This window comes from Mesorhizobium sp. P2_E7 (assembly GCF_056403855.1).
Map to the genome: position 1 here is coordinate 2,684,428 of NZ_JBFUER010000001.1, position 15,588 is coordinate 2,700,015.

Below are 15,588 nucleotides of genomic sequence, written 5' to 3' on the forward strand. Positions count from 1 at the left end.
ATCATGAACTGGTCGATCTCCTTCGAACCGCTGCTGTCCTGGCCCTTGCTGACTTTGGTGCTGGTGCCGCTGCTGATGCTGGCGGCTGTCGGCCTGTGGTTTCGCCAGCGCGGCGCGATCTTCCGCTTTGCAGCGCTGATTGCCCTCGGCGCCGCCTTGCTCAACCCGGTGTTTCTCGACGAGGAGCGTGAGGCGTTGAAAAGCGTCGTTGCCGTGATCGTCGACCGCAGCCAGAGCCAGGACATCGGCGACCGAACCAAGCAGACAGACGAGGCGCTCGCCGGCCTTCAGCAGCGCCTTGGCCGCTTCAAGCAGTTCGACGTCCGCGTCGTCGAGGCCGGCAAGTCCGAAGCCGCCGAAGAGCGCACCGAAACCAAGCTTTTCGCAGCCCTCGAAGGCGCGTTCCGCGACGTACCGCCCTCGCGCATCGGCGGCGCCATCATGATCACCGATGGCGAGGTGCATGACGCGCCACCCGCCGCTTCCGACTTCAACGCCCCGCTGCATGCGCTGATCACCGGCAATGAGCACGAGAAGGACCGTCGCATCCGTTTCGAGAACGCGCCGCGCTTCGGCCTCGTCGGCAAGCCGCTCGACATGACTTACCGCGTCATCGCCACCGACGGCGAAACCGGCCCAGTCGATGTCCGCGTCTCGGTCAATGGCGAGCAGGTCGCGGTCGAAGAGGCCACCATCGGCCAGGCGATGCCGCTGCAGGTGACCATTCCCGGCGCTGGCCGCAACATCGTCGAACTTTCCATCGACCGCGAACCGGGCGAACTGACCGAGGCCAACAACCGCGCCATCGCGCTGATCGACGGCATCCGCGAAAACCTGCGCGTGCTGCTGGTCTCAGGCGAGCCGCATGCCGGCGAGCGCACCTGGCGCAATCTGCTGAAGTCAGACGCTTCGGTCGATCTCGTCCATTTCACCATTTTGCGGCCGCCGGAAAAGCAGGACGGCACGCCGATCAACGAACTGTCGCTGATCGCCTTCCCGACGCGCGAACTCTTCGTCGAGAAGATCAAGGATTTCGACCTCATCATCTTCGACCGCTACCAGCACCGCGACGTGCTGCCGATCCTCTATTACGACTACATCTCCGAATATGTCGAAAAGGGCGGCGCGCTTTTGATCGCGGCCGGACCGGAATATGCCGGCGATGCCTCTATCGCCCGCACGCCGCTGATGTCGTCGCTGCCGGCGATGCCGACCGGCGAAGTCATTGACAAGGCCTTCTATCCGCGCCTCACCGATGTCGGCCAGCGCCATCCTGTGACGCGCGGGCTCGACGGCTCAGCGACGGAGCCGCCGCATTGGAGCCGCTGGTTCCGCACCATCGGCGTGCAGAATCCCGAAGGCGAAGTGGTGATGAAGGGCGCAGACAACCGTCCCCTGCTTTTGCTCGACCACAAGGGCGAAGGCCGCGTCGGCATGCTGCTGTCGGATCAGGGCTGGCTGTGGGCGCGCGGCTTCGAGGGCGGCGGCCCGCATGTCCAGCTCTATCGCCGCATCGCCCACTGGCTGATGAAGGAGCCCGAGCTTGAGGAAGAGCGGCTAACCGCCGACGGACGCGGCATGGTGCTGGAAATCCGCCGGCAGACGATGAGCGACGACCCCGGCTCGGCCCAGGTCATCACCCCGTCGGGCAAGGCGCTGATCGTCAAGCTGGAAAAATCCGAGCCCGGCGTTTTCCTGGGCAGCGTCGAGACCAAGGAGATCGGCCTCTACCAGATCGGCAATGGCGACCTGACCGCACTTGCCCATGTCGGTCCGGTCAACGCGCCGGAATTCTCCGACGTCATCTCCACTGAGAACCGGCTGAAGGCGCCGGCGGAAGCCACCGGCGGCAGCGTGCGCCGGCTTGCAGCGTCCTCGACCTTTGGCCAGCTCACCGGCAGTGTCGCCTTGCCCTCCATCGTCCCTGTCCGCGCCTCGGGCGCGGCCTCGGGCGCCGACTGGATCGGCCTGCGCACCACCGACGACAGCGTATTGAAAGCCGTCTCGCGCGTGCCGCTATTCGGCGGCTTCCTCGGCCTCGGCCTGCTGCTGCTGGCGATGGGCGCTATGTGGTTCAGAGAGGGACGGTGAGAGCTTCTTCCTTCTCCCCCTGTGGGAGAAGGTGGATCGGCGCGAAGCGCCGAGACGGATGAGGGGTGTTCCAGGGAACGCCAACGCCTCACTCCGCTGGAACACCCCTCATCCGCCGCCTTCGGCGACACCTTCTCCCACAAGGGGAGAAGGAAGCACGCGCGCACGGCCTCTGCCCTCCGCTATGGCTCCGGGCGTTCGTCGTTTCAATCGACAAATCGTTGTCGATTGATCGCCCTACGGGCGACCACTCCTCACTCCTCCGGCTCCGTCGTAAACAGCAGCGGATAGCCCTTGGCCTTGCCGGCATCTGTGGCTCGCGTCGCCTTGGTCTCGGCGACGTCCCGCGTGAACACGGCGACGACGCAGACGCCGCGCTGGTGGGCGGTGATCATCACCCGGCGCGCCTGGTCTTCGCTGAGCTTGAATTCGCCCTTCAACACCGTGACGACGAATTCGCGCGGCGTGAAATCGTCATTGACCAGGATGACCTTGTAGAGCTTCGGCCGCTCGGTCTGCGGCTTGGTCTTGGTGCGGGGCTTGGAGGTGATCTCAGGCATGGGGAACCGTCATCGCGCCAGCGTCGCTCTCACTTTGTCATGGGGGAAAGCGGTCGTCCATTTTGATCGGCGCGCAAAACCGGCTTCCCGGAAGTGCTGCCGTTCACAAATTTAGGAACTGTCTGCCGCGGTTCAACGGCCCTGGCGGTCGGCGATGCGACGGGCCTGGAATTGCCGTGTGGGAGATGCCTCATCCGGCCTCGATCCGGCCGCCCTGCGCTCCATCCAGGCGACAGCAAGCCAGCCGACAAAGCAGGCCAGCGCACCGCCGGTGAGCACGGCAAGCAGCAGGCTCTGCCATGGCGTGATGTATTGCCAGTTGCTGGATATCGCCGGCGCAAACAGCGACGGCTCGGTGCGCCCGCTCACCGGGTCGGGTACCGGACTGGCGGTAAACTGGATCAGCACCCTGACTACAGCCGAGGCGACAAGGCCGCCGATGGCCATCGAGCGCAGAATGGATAAAATCCGCTTCTTCATGCTGGCTGTCCTATCCGACCGGCATTGCAAACGGGTTAAAGTCCTGGGTGGCCGGCACCCATCAATGGGCAATCATATCAACTCATGCGACAAGGCCGCTCCAGCCCGGGGGGTGCTGGAGCGGCCCTGTACCAGACAAGCCAACTGGCTTGTCTGAAATCAGGCCTTCGGCGCGTCCTTCTTGACGACCTTCTTGTGCTTCTTGTGCTTCTTGACGGGCGTCTTGGCGGCGACCTTCTTCACCGGGGGCTTGGCGGTCGTGGTCGCCGGAGCGGTCGTCGTGGCAGCCGGAGCAGCGGTCGTGGTGGCAGCAGCGTTGCCCAGAGCCGGCATCGCGAAAGCGAGAGCGACGGCGAGACCGGTGGCGGAGAGGATGGACTTTTTCATGGCTTCATTTCCTTTTTGGTGCGGGTCGGTTTGAGTGTCACTGAACCGGGTCGATCGGTGTCACTCCAAGCAGCTTCAAAGCGTTCGCGAGCATCCGGATACCCTGTGCCTGTTTCTTGTTGGCGCAGAACCGGTTTCCCTTTCTTTGCAGTGCTTTCGCCGCGGTGACCTGCGTTGCCGCGGCATGGGTTTCGAGGGCTTCGTCTACCTGGCGATTGAGATCGATGCAGCGCTCGCTCCTTGTGATCGGCGTCACCTTTGCGCTGGAGGCTGCGACCGCGGCCGTGACGAGCGAAATGCTGAACAGCGCACTCATCAAGCTGATCGTGAACCTGTGCATCGGTAATGTCCGTTACTCCGGAGACTAGCGTCGCAGCCGATGTCCTGACCGCCACGGCACCCTTTATGCCTTTGATTTTTTTCGTGAGTTTTTCCGAACTATAGAATTTTGTTTCTGGATTGTTTCTGGCAAAAGCCGCTGCCGGGCGATCATCGCCGCTGGCCAACATCTGGCCAGAATTCTATCGTGTGGGTGACGCCACAGAAGCAGACTCAAGAAGGCAGCCACAGACCGGCCGCCAACAAAGACAGGATCGCCGTGAAATCCGATGCGCACATACTGATCGTCGATGACGACAAGGGCATTCGCGACCTGCTTCAGGAGTTCTTCCAGAAGCGTGGCTTGCGCACGACTGTTGCGGCCGACGGCATCGAGATGGAGGACATCTTGCGCCGCACGCAGGTCGACCTGATCGTTCTCGATGTGATGCTGCCGGGAAAGAGCGGGCTGGAGCTCTGCCGCGACCTGCGCGCCAGCTACTCGACGCCAATCATCATGCTGACGGCGGTCACCGAAACCACCGACCGCGTCGTCGGCCTCGAAATGGGCGCCGACGACTATGTGCCGAAGCCTTTCGATCCGCGCGAACTGCTGGCCCGCATTCGTGCGGTGCTGAGGCGCAATGGTGCTGCCGAGCCGAAGCGCGCCAGCACCAAGCAGATCTATCACTTCGCTGGCTGGACGATGGACTGTTCGCGCCGCCGGCTGATGGCGCCCGGCGACGTCAGGGTCGAGCTGACCATGGCGGAGTTCAACCTGTTGCAGACCTTCGTCAAGAGCGCGCAGCGCGTGCTCACCCGTGACCAGCTCATCGAGCTTTCCGGCGGCGACAGCGACTATTCCTTCGACCGCAGCATCGACATCCTGGTCAGCCGTCTCAGGCGCAAGATGGAAGACGATCCGAAAACGCCGAAACTGATCCTGACCGTGCGCAGCGGCGGCTACCAGTTTCTGCCCGAGACCACCTCCGAATGAGACGCTTCCTGCCGCAAACCCTGCCGGTCTGGGTTTTGCTCATCGTCATTGCCGGCCTGCTGATCAGCCAGGTCGCCACCCTCTACATCGTCTCACGCGACCGCGCCGTCGCCAATGACGAGGTCGATCTCTACCGGCTCAACGACCGCGCCTATTCGCTGGTGCAGCTGATGCATGACGATACGCCCGAACAGCGCAAGCTGACGGCGTCCGGCCTGTTCAACGCCACCTATGCGCTCACCGTTTCGGACACGCCCGCCGTCACCTCGTCGATCGCCGGCGACGACGAACTGGCCGAACTCGAGGACATTCTGGTCGGGCGGCTATCGAAATTCGGCATCACCGACGCACGCGTCCGGCGCGATCCGGCATCGCAGGCAACCAACGCGCCTGGCGGCGTGGTGCTCACCAAGGATGTCGGCGCCGTGGAGCGCGACTTGCTGGGATTGGCGGCGAGCTTCGCCCAGAGCGACAAGCTGACGGCATCCGTCCGCTTCGCCGACGGCCAGTGGCTGAATTTCACCGAGCCCAACACGCCGGTTGGGCCGATCCTCAGCTTCGACAGCCTGCCGCTCTATTCGCTGATCGCGGCCCTGGTTGTGATCATGTCGATCTGGTCGCTCCGCCGGCTGACGGCGCCCTACCGGATGATGGAAACGGCGGTGAACCGGATCGGCACGGATCTGAAGAGCCCGCCGATCGCCGAGACAGGCAGCCGCGAGATCCGCGCCGCGGCGAAAGCCGTCAACGCCATGCAGGTCCGGTTGCGCGACTATGTCGAAGATCGCGAACATTTGGCCGCCGCGCTCGCCCACGATCTGCGCACGCCGCTGACCCGTATGCGGCTGCGCCTCGAACTGTTGCGCAAATCGACGGCGCGCGAGGCGCTGGCGCACGACCTCGCCGACATCGAGAGCATCGCCAGTTCCGTCATCGACTTCGCCACCTTCGAAGTCACCGAGGAAAAGAGCGAGCGGATCGATTTCTGGTCGCTGGCGGAATCGATCGCCGACGGTTTCGAAGAGGTCACGTTCGACCATGACGGCGCAAGGCCGCGCGGCATGATCTGCATGGCGCGGCCGGTGGCGCTGAAGCGCTGCGTCAACAATCTGGTTCAGAATGCGGTGACCTACGGCAAGAAGGCGCATCTGAGCCTGCGCCAGTCCGACGGCACCATCACGCTGGTCATCCGCGACGAAGGACCGGGCATTCCGCAGGCGCAGCTCGACCAGGTGTTCGGTTCCTTCGTGCGGCTGGAACAGTCGCGCAACCGCCAGACCGGCGGTCTCGGCCTCGGCCTGACCATTGCCCGCAACATCGCGCGTGCCGCCGGCGGCGAGGTCCACCTGTCCAACCATCCCGGCGGCGGCCTGCAAACGGAACTGCGCCTGCCACTGGCAGTATAAGGCAGCAGGCTACCGTCTCGATGAGCGCCGGGCTGGATCGGGCCGCCCTACCTTGCAATAGTGCGGCCGCTCGAACGCGAGGAGATCGCCGCATGTTCTACGCCATCCTGGCCTATCACGTCGAACAGACCATCCAGGCCCTGACGCCGCAGCAGGATGCGGCGCTGATGCACGACCTGCTCGAGGTCAATGCCAGGCTGACCCGTGAGGGCAAGCTTGGGCCGGCGGCAAGGCTGGGCGCGACCGCCGACGCCGTCACGCTGCGCGGCCCGGGAGACGGCATCGTCATCGACGGGCCGTTTGCCGAGACCAAGGAACAATTGCTGGGTTTGTATGTCCTCGACTGCGCGACCCAGGAGGAGGCCATCGCGGCCGCGCGCGACTTGCGCCGCGTGAACCCCTCGGCCGTCTACGAGATCCGACCGATCACATTCTACCTGCCCGGCCTGACGTTCCCCGTCACGGAAGGGGCCGAGTGAGGGCGGCAAAGCCGCCTCCGGCAAGGCAGCGGTAGCGAGCAACTGAGGACATCCAGCAACGGCCCCGACCGCGGCAAGATCAGGCAGCCGCGATCTCGTTGCCCAAGCGAACCGTTTCGGCGACCAGAAGGTCGAGGTCTTCGCGCCGGGTCCGGTGGTTGTTGATTGCTACCCGCAGGCAATGCCGGCCTTGCACCGTCGTGTCGGAAATGGCGGCGATGCCCTCTTCTTGCAACCGCAGCATGATCTCGGTGTTGAGCGCCTTCGAGCGCTCACCATCCAGCCCTCCCGCGCGATAGCGGAAGCAGACGATGTTGATGCTGGTCGGCGCCGTCAGTTCGAGCGCCGGTTCGGCCTCGATCAAGCCCGCGAGATAGTGCCCTTGCGCGATGTTCTGGTCGATCAGGAGGCCGAACTTCTCGACGCCATGTTCCCGCAGCGCCATCCACACTTTGAGCGCGCGAAAGCCGCGTGTCGTCTGCAGGCCGTAATCGTGCAGCCATTGCCCGGAGGCGAGACCCCGCGGCGTCGATTCGAGATATTCCGGCGTCACCGCGAAGGTCTTGCGATGCGCCGAGGCATCCCTGACCAGAGCGCAGCCCGCCTCGAACGGCGCATGCAGCCATTTGTGCGGATCGAGCGCGATGGAATCGGCCCATTCGATGCCGGCGACGCGATGCGCATTCTCAGGCGCGATCGCAATCAACGCGCCGATGCAGCCGTCGACATGGAACCACATGTCTTCCTCATGCGCCAGCTTGGCCAGCGCCTGCAGATCGTCGATGGCGCCGGTGTTGACGGTGCCGGCATTGCCGATGATGCAGGCCGGCTTGAACCCGGCCGCGCGATCCTCAGCAATCGCCGCCCGCAAGGCCGCGATGTCAACGCGCAGGCTGGCGTCGCTGGTAATGCGGCGCAGCGCCCTGTTGCCGAGGCCGAGTGCTTCCATTCCCTTGCGATGACAGGAATGGATCTGGTCCGAACCATAGAAACGCAACGGCTTCTCGATGGCGGCAACGCCATGCTCGCGCACGTCGATGCCGGCCTTGGTGTTGCGCGCCACGGTCAGCCCGATGATGTTGGCCATCGAGCCGCCGCTGACCAGCGTGCCGCTGGCCGAAGCCGGCATGCCCATCATCTGCTTGCACCAGTCGACGACCTGGCCGTCCATCAGGGCGGCGGCATGGTTGCCGCCGCCGAGATTGGAGCCCTGGATGGCCGCCAGGAAATCGCCGAGCGCACCGGTAAAATTGCTCGACCCCATATACCAGGACCAGAAGCGCGGATGGATGTTGCCCATCGGATAGGGCATCACCTTGTCGACGACATCGCCATAGATTTGGGCAAGCGGCGTCGGCGATTGCGGCAGGGCCGCAGTGAAGAAATCCCTCACATCTCCAGGCATCTCCTGCCACACGGGCCGTTGCCTGACGTCGCGCAAATAGGCAACGGCATCGTCAACGATCCGATGCGACAGGACCTGCACATCGGCCCAGTCCGAGGGGTCAAGCGTTTCCTCGGTACTGGTAGCCGAGTGTCCAGACATCGCGTCCATGCAGATTGCTCCCGCGCCATCATGCCGGGAACTGGCAGCCGGGCGTCGAGCGCGAGAGAGCAAGCTCTTCCGCATTCATCTCGGCCTCGATGCCATCGAACAGCGGCGTCGAAATATAGCGTTCGCCGGTATCGGGAAGCATGCACAGGATCACCGATCCGGCCGGCGCCGTGCCGGCGATCTGGCGTGCAACGGCAAAAGCCGAACCGCCGGAAATACCGGTGAAGATGCCTTCCTGCTGCGCCAGCGCCTTGGCCCATTTCATGCCCTCCGGCCCGGCGATCGGCATCACCTCGTCATAGAAGTTGCCATCGATCGCTTTCTGCAGGACGTTCGGGATGAAGTCCGGCGTCCAGCCTTGGATCGGGTGCGGCTCGAAGGCCGGATGGCTGGCGGCCGGCGCGCCACCGGCGCCGCGCTCCTGCGGCTTGCCGCTGCCCACAAGCTGTGCGTTGGCTGGCTCGGTCAGCACGATCCTGGTCTCCGGCCGCTCGCGGCGCAGCACACGCGCCACGCCAGCGACAGTGCCGCCGGTGCCGTAGCCGGTGACGAAATAGTCGAGCCGCGAACCGGCGAAATCGTTGATGATCTCGCGTCCCGTGGTCGCTTCATGAATGTCGGCGTTGGCCTTGGTCTCGAACTGGCGGGCCAGGAACCAGCCATTGGCTTCGGCCAGTTCGACCGCCTTCTTGTACATGCCGAAGCCTTTTTCGGCGCGCGGCGTCAGCACCACCTTGGCGCCCAGCATGCGCATCAGCTTGCGGCGCTCGACCGAAAAGCTGTCGGCCATCGTCACCACCAGCGGATAGCCCTTCTGCGCGCACACCATGGCAAGGCCGATGCCGGTGTTGCCGCTGGTCGCCTCGATGACGGTCTGTCCCGGCTTGAGCGCGCCGGTGCGCTCGCCTTCCTCGATGATGTTGAGCGCCAGCCGGTCCTTCACCGACGCCGCCGGATTGAAGAACTCGGCCTTGACGTAGATGGTGGCGTGCGCCGGGCCGAGATTGTTGACGCGGATGACCGGCGTGTCGCCGACCGTGTCGAGAATGCTGTCGAACAGGCGGCCGCGGCCGGCCGTGGTTCTGATTTTCTGCTTATGCAACATGGATGAACTCCTGGTTTTGCTCACGGGCCGGTTACACACCGGCGGTTTGGGCGACGAGGTTTCGACACCTTGCCGCACTACAGGTGCTTGACGTGTCGCAATGTGGTAAATCCCACATTCGGCGCGCACATTTTGCGAGCCGGGTGCACTTTGTCGTGTTCGGTGATAAAGCAAGGGCTGGAGGCCCAGCGTGGGAGCAGGCGTGGAAACTGGCGTGGAATCGAGCCAGGCGAAAAGCCATAAAGGTCTTAGCATGCGCCTGTTTGGGTCGCCGGCGATTGTGCGCGACGGCGTCCCGGTGGCTTTGCCTGCCTCGCGCAAGCTGCGCGCGCTGCTGGCCTATCTGGCCTTGGCGCCTCACCCGGTAGGACGTGGCAAGCTGTGCGAATTGCTGTGGGATGTCCCAAATGACCCACGGGGCGAGCTTCGCTGGTGTCTGAGCAAATTGCGGGCCGCTCTCGACGAACCGGGCCGCCGCAGGATCCAAACCGCTGATGATACGATCGCGCTTGATCTCGACGGCATCTCTGTCGACGTGCTGGATGTCGCGTCGGCGGCTGCCGCGGGCATCGAAACGCTCGACCCCGAGCGACTGCAGGCGCTGTCAAAGCTCTTCGCCGGTGATTTTCTGGAGGGGCTGGAGATCGACCGCAGCCCGCTCTTCAACAGCTGGCTAACCGCGCAGCGCCGCCGTTTCGGCTCCTGCCACGCGGCCATACTGGAGCACCTGGTCAAGACGCTCCCGGCCGAGTCCGAAGACGTCTCCGCCCATCTCGAAAAATGGCTGGAGCTGACCCCGTTCGACAGCTGCGCCCACATCGCGCTTCTGGCAAGGCTGGCGCGGCGCGGCCAGTTCGGCGCCTGCGAGGACCATCTTGCCGCCGCAGCAACGCTCTTCCAATCGGAAGAGCTGGATTTCGGTCCTGTGCGCCAGGCGTGGCTGGCCATTCGCGCGGAACGTCCCGGCGCAACTGCGCCGGCACGGCCGGCGGCCCCACCCACGCCGAACCAGAGCCCGATCATGCTTGCCGGCTCCGAAGCGGCAACGCCGCACAAGGCTTCGCTTGCCGTGATGCCGTTCGCCGAAGACGCCGGCGGCGTTCGTGGTGGGCTGGCCGACGGCTTGACCCACGACATCATCACCCGCCTCGCCAAGCTCCGGGATTTCTTCGTCATTGCCCGTGGCTCGGTCTTCGCGCTGGCTGAAAAGAACATCGCGCCGGAGGATGCCGGCCGCAGGCTGAATGTCGACTATGTCGCCACCGGCACCGTGCGTAGCCTAACAGGCCGCGTCATCGTCACGGTCGAACTGGTCGAAGTGCGCACCGCCAGGATCGTCTGGGCCGAGACCTTCGAGCGCAAGCCCGAGGATATCTTCTCCGTGCTCGACGATATCGGCAACAGCATCGTGGCCTCGATCTCATCCGAGATCGAGACGGTCGAGCGCAACCGCGCCATGCTGAAGGCGCCCAATTCGCTCAATGCCTGGGAGGCCTACCATCGCGGCCTCTGGCACATGTATCGCTTCACCCGCAGCGAAAACGATCAGGCCAGGCATTTCTTCGGCATCGCCCTGAGCCAAGACCCCACCTTCACCCGCGCCTATGCCGGCCTGTCCTTTACCCATTGGCAGAGCGCCTTCCAGCGCTGGGGCGACCGCGACCATGACACCGCGCTCGCCTTTGAGGCGGCCGGCCAGAGCCTGCTGATCGACGATCACAATCCGGCCGCGCACTGGGCGATGGGGCGGGCGCTGTGGCTGCGCGGCGAAGCCAACGCGTCCCTGCTCGAGCTGGAGCAGGCCGTCGACCTCAGCCCCAATTTCGCGCTCGGCCACTATGCGCTGTCTTTCGTGCAATCGCAGTCGGGCGACCCGCAAGCCGCAATCGGGTCGTCGGATCATTCGCGCCATCTGTCGCCGTTCGACCCGATGCTGTTCGGCATGCTGGGCGCGCGCGCCATGGCCCATGTCCGCCTCGGCCAGTTCGACGAGGCAGCCGAATGGGCGCTGAAGGCAGCCGCTCGCCCCAACGCCCACATTATCATCCTGTCGATCGCCGCCCACTGCCTGGCGCTGGCCGGGCGGCTCGACGAGGCGAAAACCTTCGCCGCCGCCATCCGCAAGACGCTTCCGGGCTACCGCGCCGCCGACTTCATCGACACCTTCCGCTTCGACCCGGACGCCACAGCCCTGTTCAAGCTCGGCGCCACGCGCATCGGACTGAACTGAAGTCCTACCGCCGCAACACCGCGCTCAGCACATCGCGTATGCCGATGGCGCCGACAAAGCGCGATTGGTCATCGAACAGCGCCACCGGTGCCGTCTGCGAGCGGTGCATGGCCAGCATCACCGTCTTCAGCGACGTCCCGGGATTGGCCCAGAACACCTGGGCCGTCTCTTCCTTCTGGGCCTCGACATCGGCGCATGACACCCATACTGCCGGTTTGCCGTCGCGCTCGGCCGCCGCCACCAGCCCGTGCTCATCGATCTTGAAGCGCGTCGTCCTGCGCCGGTCGAGCCACACCCAACCGTTATCGCCGTGCTCGAGGTCGCGGCTGTCGCGCATGACGTTCCAGGCGGTCAGCACCGAGAGCGGGTTCACATTGGCGATGAAGTCGCGGACATAGTCGTTGGCGGGCCGCAGCACGATGTCTTCCGGCGCGCCGGTCTGCACGATGCGGCCGCCTTCCATGATGGTGATGTGGCTGCCGATCTTCAGCGCCTCTTCCAGATCGTGGCTGACGAAGATGATGGTCTTCTTCAGCTCCGCCTGCAGCTGAAGCAACTCGTCCTGCAGCTTGGTGCGGATCAGCGGATCGAGCGCCGAGAACGGCTCGTCCATCAGCAGGATCGGCGCCTCGGTGGCGAAGGCGCGGGCCAGGCCGACACGCTGCTGCATGCCGCCGGACAGTTCATGCGCGTATTTCTTCGACCACTGGTCGAGGTGGACCAGTTCGAGCTGCTTTTTCACGCGCTCCTTGCGCTCCTGCTCCGGCACGCCGGCAAGCTCGAGGCCGAGGCCGACATTTTCCTCCACGGTGCGCCATGGCAGTAGGCCGAACTGCTGGAACACCATCGCCACCTGCTTCTGGCGCAGCCGCCGCAAAGTGGCCTGGTCGCAGGTCACGACATCGACGATGTTGTCCCCGTCCTTGACCAGCACCTGGCCGCGCGACACCACGTTGAGCCGGTTGACGGCCCTGAGCAGCGTCGACTTGCCTGAGCCGGACAGGCCCATCAGCACCGAAATCTCGCCCTCATGCACGGTCAGGCTGGCGCCCGCACAGCCCAGCACATTGCCGGTCTTTTCGAGAATTTCGGCGCGCGTGGCGCCGCCGTCGATCAGTGCCAGCGAACCGGCCTGGTCGGACCCGAAGACGATATCGACATTCTTGAAGTCAACGGCGACGGTCATTTCTTGCCTCCAACGCCGATACGCGTCATCCGGTCGAGCACGATGGCGAGCACGACAATCGCCAGGCCGGCCTCGAGGCCGAGGTCGATGCGGCGCGAGCCGAGCGCGCGGTTGATTTCAGTACCGAGCCCGCCGGCGCCGATCAGCGCGGCGAACACCACCATCGACAGCGACAGCATAATCGACTGCGTCAGGCCGGCCATGATGGTCGGCAGCGCCGAGGGCAGCTCGACCTTCCACAGCAGCTGCTGTTTGGTGGCGCCGAACGCCTCGCCGGCTTCGATGATCGACTTCGGCACCGAGACGACGCCGAGATGGGTGAGCCGCACCGCGGTCGGGATGACGAAGATGATGGTGACGATGAGGCCGGGCGCATTGCCGAGGCCGAACAGCGTCAACACCGGGATCAGGTAGACGAAGGTCGGCAGCGTCTGCATCAGGTCGAGCACCGGCAGCATGATGCGGTAGACCTTCGGCTTGTGCGCGGCCCAGATGCCGAGCGGCACGCCGATCGCCATCGCCATGGTAGCCGCCGCCACGACCAGCACCAGCGTCTGCACCGTCTGCTTCCAGAGGTTCTGATTGATGATGAAGATCAGGCCGAGAAAGACGCCGATGGCCAGCGGCCGCGAGCGCTGCAGCAGCCAGGCGATGATGGCGACGATCAGCGCCAAGAGCACCGGCGGCACCAACAGCAGGATGTCGACCAGCCCGTCGAGCAGGAAATTGAGGCCGTTCGAAAAAGCCCTGAACACAGTGTCGAAATTGTCGGTGAGGAACCCGAAGAACGCCTTTCCCCAAGCGCCGATCGGTATCTTGTGATCGACCATGAATTTCGAAATCGGATCCATATTGCCCCTCTCATGCGCGAGACCGCCTGCCCCCGGCCTCTGCTGTCGTTACGTCATCTTCTCACAGGATATGAAAAAGGGCAGCCTTTTCTAAATTGGCTGCCCTTCCTGGTTCGGCTTTGCCGAATTCAGTCGGCTCAGCTTCCGAGCGCGGTCTTGACCGCCGCCGCCGCATCGCCGCCATCGAAGGTGGTGACGCCGGCAATCCACGGCGCAACCGCGTCGGGGTGCTTCTTCAGCCAGTCGCTTGCGACCGTGTTGGCGTCGCCGCCCTTCAGGATCGCGTCCATCATCTCGCCTTCCATGTCGAGATTGAACTTCAGGTTGGCGATGAACTTGCCGGCATTCGGGCATTCGGTGGTGTAGCCCTTGCGCACATTGGTGAAGACGGTGGCGGCGCCGAAGCCGCTGTCGCCCATGCCGTCGAGATAGGTGATCTTCATGGCGCCCATGACCGGATGCGGCGTCCAGCCGAGGAAGGCGATCCACTCATTGTTCTTCATTGACTGCTCGGCCTGCGTCAGCATGCCGGCTTCCGAGGACTCGACCAGTTCGAAACCTTCGAGATTATCCTTCGGGTTCTTGATCATGTCGAGGATGATGCGGTTGCCGTCATTGCCGGCCTCGATGCCATAGATCTTGCCGTTGAACTTGTCCTTGAACTTGCCGATGTCGGTCAGCGACTTGACGCCGGCGTCCGCGACATAGGTCGGCACGACGATGCCGTAGCCGGCGCCCGTCAGGTTGGTGCTGATCGTCTCGACCGAACCGTCGGCGGTATAGTCCTTGATGTCGTTGGTCATCGACGGCATCCAGTTGCCGAGGAAGACGTCGAGATCCTTGTTCTTCAGCGACGCCATCGTCACCGGCACCGAAAGCTGGATCGTCTGCGGCTCGTAGCCAAGCGCGGTGAGCAGCACCGAAGCGACGCCGGTCGTCGCCTGGATGTCGGTCCAGCCGACATCGGAAAGGCGCACCGCCTTGCAGCTTTCCGGATCCCCGGCGAGGGCTGCGCTCGTGGAGAGGAAAGTCGCCAGACCGAGGCCGGCGACGAAGGTGTTCATACGCGACATTGGTAGTCTCCCATTGTGATTCTTTGGCGAAGCGTAGTTACGGTTTCTCTGCCCGCCTTGTTTCGTCAGCCAAACACCATTCTGGTGTGGTTTCAAGCGCTAAGGCAATCACGATCAACGGCGCGGACTGGCCAAACAGCGACACGCCTGCCGCTTTTTCGATGGCAGATGGCTTTTCCAGTGAAATGCTGCGGTGCCCCCTCCCCGCGGCGGGACAACTCGGCTTAAAAGGGCGGCATGGCCAAGCTATATTTCCACTATGCGACGATGAATGCCGGCAAGACGACGATGCTGCTGCAGGCGTCCTACAATTATCGCGAACGCGGCATGACAACGATGCTGTTCGTCGCCGGCCATTACAGAAAGGGCGACACCGGGCTGATCTCGTCGCGCATCGGCCTGGAGACCGAGGCCGAGATGTTCCGCGACGGTGACGATCTCTACGCCCGCGTCGCCGAGCATCATGAGCACACGACCGTGCATTGCATCTTCGTCGACGAGGCGCAGTTCCTCGAGGAAGAGCAGGTCTGGCAGCTGGCCCGGATCGCCGACCGGCTGAACATCCCGGTGATGTGCTACGGCCTGCGCACGGATTTCCAGGGCAATCTGTTTTCCGGCTCGCGCGCCCTTCTGGCCATTGCCGACGACCTGCGCGAAGTGCGCACCATCTGCCGCTGCGGCCGCAAGGCGACAATGGTCGTGCGCCTCGGCCCTGACGGCAAGGTGGCGCGGCAAGGCGAACAGGTGGCGATCGGCAAGGACGTCTATGTCTCGCTCTGCCGCCGCCACTGGGAAGAGGAAATGGGCCGCGCCGCGCCCGACGACTTCATCGGCTTCACCAGAGGCTGAGCGGCCGGGGCAACATGAGAA

General features: G+C 64.2%; 15 protein-coding genes. 6 read left to right on the forward strand and 9 right to left on the reverse strand.

What is annotated here, in order from left to right:
• Positions 1–3 precede the first annotated feature (3 nt).
• Positions 4–2,091, forward strand: coding sequence for a hypothetical protein (locus AC1DYC_RS13275; RefSeq protein ID WP_477406902.1), 2,088 nt, complete (start codon positions 4–6; stop codon positions 2,089–2,091).
• 254 nt (positions 2,092–2,345) lie between these two features.
• Here the strand turns inward: AC1DYC_RS13275 and clpS are convergent, their stop codons facing one another.
• The 4 genes from clpS to AC1DYC_RS13295 form a co-directional block, all read right to left on the reverse strand.
• Positions 2,346–2,651 (reverse strand): ATP-dependent Clp protease adapter ClpS, encoded by a 306-nt coding sequence (gene clpS / locus AC1DYC_RS13280; protein ID WP_477285351.1) that lies wholly within the window; start codon positions 2,649–2,651, stop codon positions 2,346–2,348.
• A gap of 132 nt (positions 2,652–2,783) precedes the next feature.
• Positions 2,784–3,131: a hypothetical protein gene (locus AC1DYC_RS13285; protein WP_477406904.1), complete on the reverse strand. Its 348-nt coding sequence runs from the start codon at positions 3,129–3,131 to the stop codon at positions 2,784–2,786.
• Positions 3,132–3,290: 159 nt separating this feature from the next.
• A complete protein-coding gene (locus AC1DYC_RS13290; RefSeq protein WP_477406906.1) occupies positions 3,291–3,518 on the reverse strand; it encodes a hypothetical protein in 228 nt (75 codons plus the stop codon).
• Positions 3,519–3,555: 37 nt separating this feature from the next.
• Positions 3,556–3,858, reverse strand: a complete 303-nt coding sequence (locus AC1DYC_RS13295; protein WP_477406908.1) for a hypothetical protein — start codon at positions 3,856–3,858, stop codon at positions 3,556–3,558.
• Between the two features lie 258 nt (positions 3,859–4,116).
• Between AC1DYC_RS13295 and AC1DYC_RS13300 the strand changes: the two genes are divergently transcribed.
• The 3 genes from AC1DYC_RS13300 (at position 4,117) to AC1DYC_RS13310 (ending at position 6,718) form a co-directional block, all read left to right on the forward strand.
• Positions 4,117–4,833 carry a response regulator gene (locus AC1DYC_RS13300; RefSeq protein ID WP_112561185.1) on the forward strand — a complete coding sequence of 239 codons (717 nt, stop codon included), beginning with the start codon at positions 4,117–4,119 and terminating at the stop codon, positions 4,831–4,833.
• On the forward strand, positions 4,830–6,239 hold the full coding sequence (locus AC1DYC_RS13305; protein ID WP_477406910.1) for an ATP-binding protein: 1,410 nt from the start codon (positions 4,830–4,832) through the stop codon (positions 6,237–6,239). Before AC1DYC_RS13300 ends, AC1DYC_RS13305 begins: the two co-directional genes overlap by 4 nt.
• A gap of 92 nt (positions 6,240–6,331) precedes the next feature.
• Positions 6,332–6,718, forward strand: coding sequence for a YciI family protein (locus AC1DYC_RS13310; RefSeq protein ID WP_477406912.1), 387 nt, complete (start codon positions 6,332–6,334; stop codon positions 6,716–6,718).
• Between the two features lie 79 nt (positions 6,719–6,797).
• Here the strand turns inward: AC1DYC_RS13310 and AC1DYC_RS13315 are convergent, their stop codons facing one another.
• Positions 6,798–8,273, reverse strand: coding sequence for a pyridoxal phosphate-dependent decarboxylase family protein (locus AC1DYC_RS13315; protein ID WP_477406913.1), 1,476 nt, complete (start codon positions 8,271–8,273; stop codon positions 6,798–6,800).
• Positions 8,274–8,292: 19 nt separating this feature from the next.
• Positions 8,293–9,378, reverse strand: a complete 1,086-nt coding sequence (locus AC1DYC_RS13320) for a PLP-dependent cysteine synthase family protein (protein ID WP_477406915.1) — start codon at positions 9,376–9,378, stop codon at positions 8,293–8,295.
• Between the two features lie 253 nt (positions 9,379–9,631).
• Between AC1DYC_RS13320 and AC1DYC_RS13325 the strand changes: the two genes are divergently transcribed.
• The gene (locus AC1DYC_RS13325; protein WP_477406917.1) at positions 9,632–11,608 is read left to right on the forward strand and encodes a transcriptional regulator; all 1,977 of its coding nucleotides are present in this window, start codon (positions 9,632–9,634) and stop codon (positions 11,606–11,608) included.
• 4 nt (positions 11,609–11,612) lie between these two features.
• On the opposite strand, the gene choV is transcribed toward AC1DYC_RS13325, so the two are convergent.
• The 3 genes from choV to AC1DYC_RS13340 form a co-directional block, all read right to left on the reverse strand.
• The gene (gene choV / locus AC1DYC_RS13330) at positions 11,613–12,794 is read right to left on the reverse strand and encodes a choline ABC transporter ATP-binding protein (RefSeq protein WP_477303215.1); all 1,182 of its coding nucleotides are present in this window, start codon (positions 12,792–12,794) and stop codon (positions 11,613–11,615) included.
• A complete protein-coding gene (gene choW, locus AC1DYC_RS13335; RefSeq protein ID WP_477406919.1) occupies positions 12,791–13,645 on the reverse strand; it encodes a choline ABC transporter permease subunit in 855 nt (284 codons plus the stop codon). The genes choV and choW overlap by 4 nt, the downstream gene beginning before the upstream one ends.
• A gap of 137 nt (positions 13,646–13,782) precedes the next feature.
• Positions 13,783–14,718, reverse strand: coding sequence for a choline ABC transporter substrate-binding protein (locus AC1DYC_RS13340; protein WP_477303219.1), 936 nt, complete (start codon positions 14,716–14,718; stop codon positions 13,783–13,785).
• A 237-nt stretch (positions 14,719–14,955) separates the two neighbouring features.
• On the opposite strand from AC1DYC_RS13340, the gene AC1DYC_RS13345 reads away from it, so the two are divergent.
• Positions 14,956–15,567, forward strand: coding sequence for a thymidine kinase (locus AC1DYC_RS13345; RefSeq protein ID WP_112561118.1), 612 nt, complete (start codon positions 14,956–14,958; stop codon positions 15,565–15,567).
• Positions 15,568–15,588: the final 21 nt, after the last annotated feature.

What these genes read in the sequence shown, in the direction of transcription:
- AC1DYC_RS13275 (WP_477406902.1), top strand. Translation starts at nt 4, where the DNA reads ATGAACTGGTCGATCTCCTTCGAACCGCTGCTGTCCTGGCCCTTGCTG.
- clpS (WP_477285351.1), bottom strand. Translation starts at nt 2,651, where the DNA reads ATGCCTGAGATCACCTCCAAGCCCCGCACCAAGACCAAGCCGCAGACC.
- AC1DYC_RS13285 (WP_477406904.1), bottom strand. Translation starts at nt 3,131, where the DNA reads ATGAAGAAGCGGATTTTATCCATTCTGCGCTCGATGGCCATCGGCGGC.
- AC1DYC_RS13290 (WP_477406906.1), bottom strand. Translation starts at nt 3,518, where the DNA reads ATGAAAAAGTCCATCCTCTCCGCCACCGGTCTCGCCGTCGCTCTCGCT.
- AC1DYC_RS13295 (WP_477406908.1), bottom strand. Translation starts at nt 3,858, where the DNA reads ATGCACAGGTTCACGATCAGCTTGATGAGTGCGCTGTTCAGCATTTCG.
- AC1DYC_RS13305 (WP_477406910.1), top strand. Translation starts at nt 4,830, where the DNA reads ATGAGACGCTTCCTGCCGCAAACCCTGCCGGTCTGGGTTTTGCTCATC.
- AC1DYC_RS13310 (WP_477406912.1), top strand. Translation starts at nt 6,332, where the DNA reads ATGTTCTACGCCATCCTGGCCTATCACGTCGAACAGACCATCCAGGCC.
- AC1DYC_RS13315 (WP_477406913.1), bottom strand. Translation starts at nt 8,273, where the DNA reads ATGGACGCGATGTCTGGACACTCGGCTACCAGTACCGAGGAAACGCTT.
- AC1DYC_RS13320 (WP_477406915.1), bottom strand. Translation starts at nt 9,378, where the DNA reads ATGTTGCATAAGCAGAAAATCAGAACCACGGCCGGCCGCGGCCGCCTG.
- AC1DYC_RS13325 (WP_477406917.1), top strand. Translation starts at nt 9,632, where the DNA reads ATGCGCCTGTTTGGGTCGCCGGCGATTGTGCGCGACGGCGTCCCGGTG.
- choV (WP_477303215.1), bottom strand. Translation starts at nt 12,794, where the DNA reads ATGACCGTCGCCGTTGACTTCAAGAATGTCGATATCGTCTTCGGGTCC.
- choW (WP_477406919.1), bottom strand. Translation starts at nt 13,645, where the DNA reads ATGGATCCGATTTCGAAATTCATGGTCGATCACAAGATACCGATCGGC.
- AC1DYC_RS13340 (WP_477303219.1), bottom strand. Translation starts at nt 14,718, where the DNA reads ATGTCGCGTATGAACACCTTCGTCGCCGGCCTCGGTCTGGCGACTTTC.
- AC1DYC_RS13345 (WP_112561118.1), top strand. Translation starts at nt 14,956, where the DNA reads ATGGCCAAGCTATATTTCCACTATGCGACGATGAATGCCGGCAAGACG.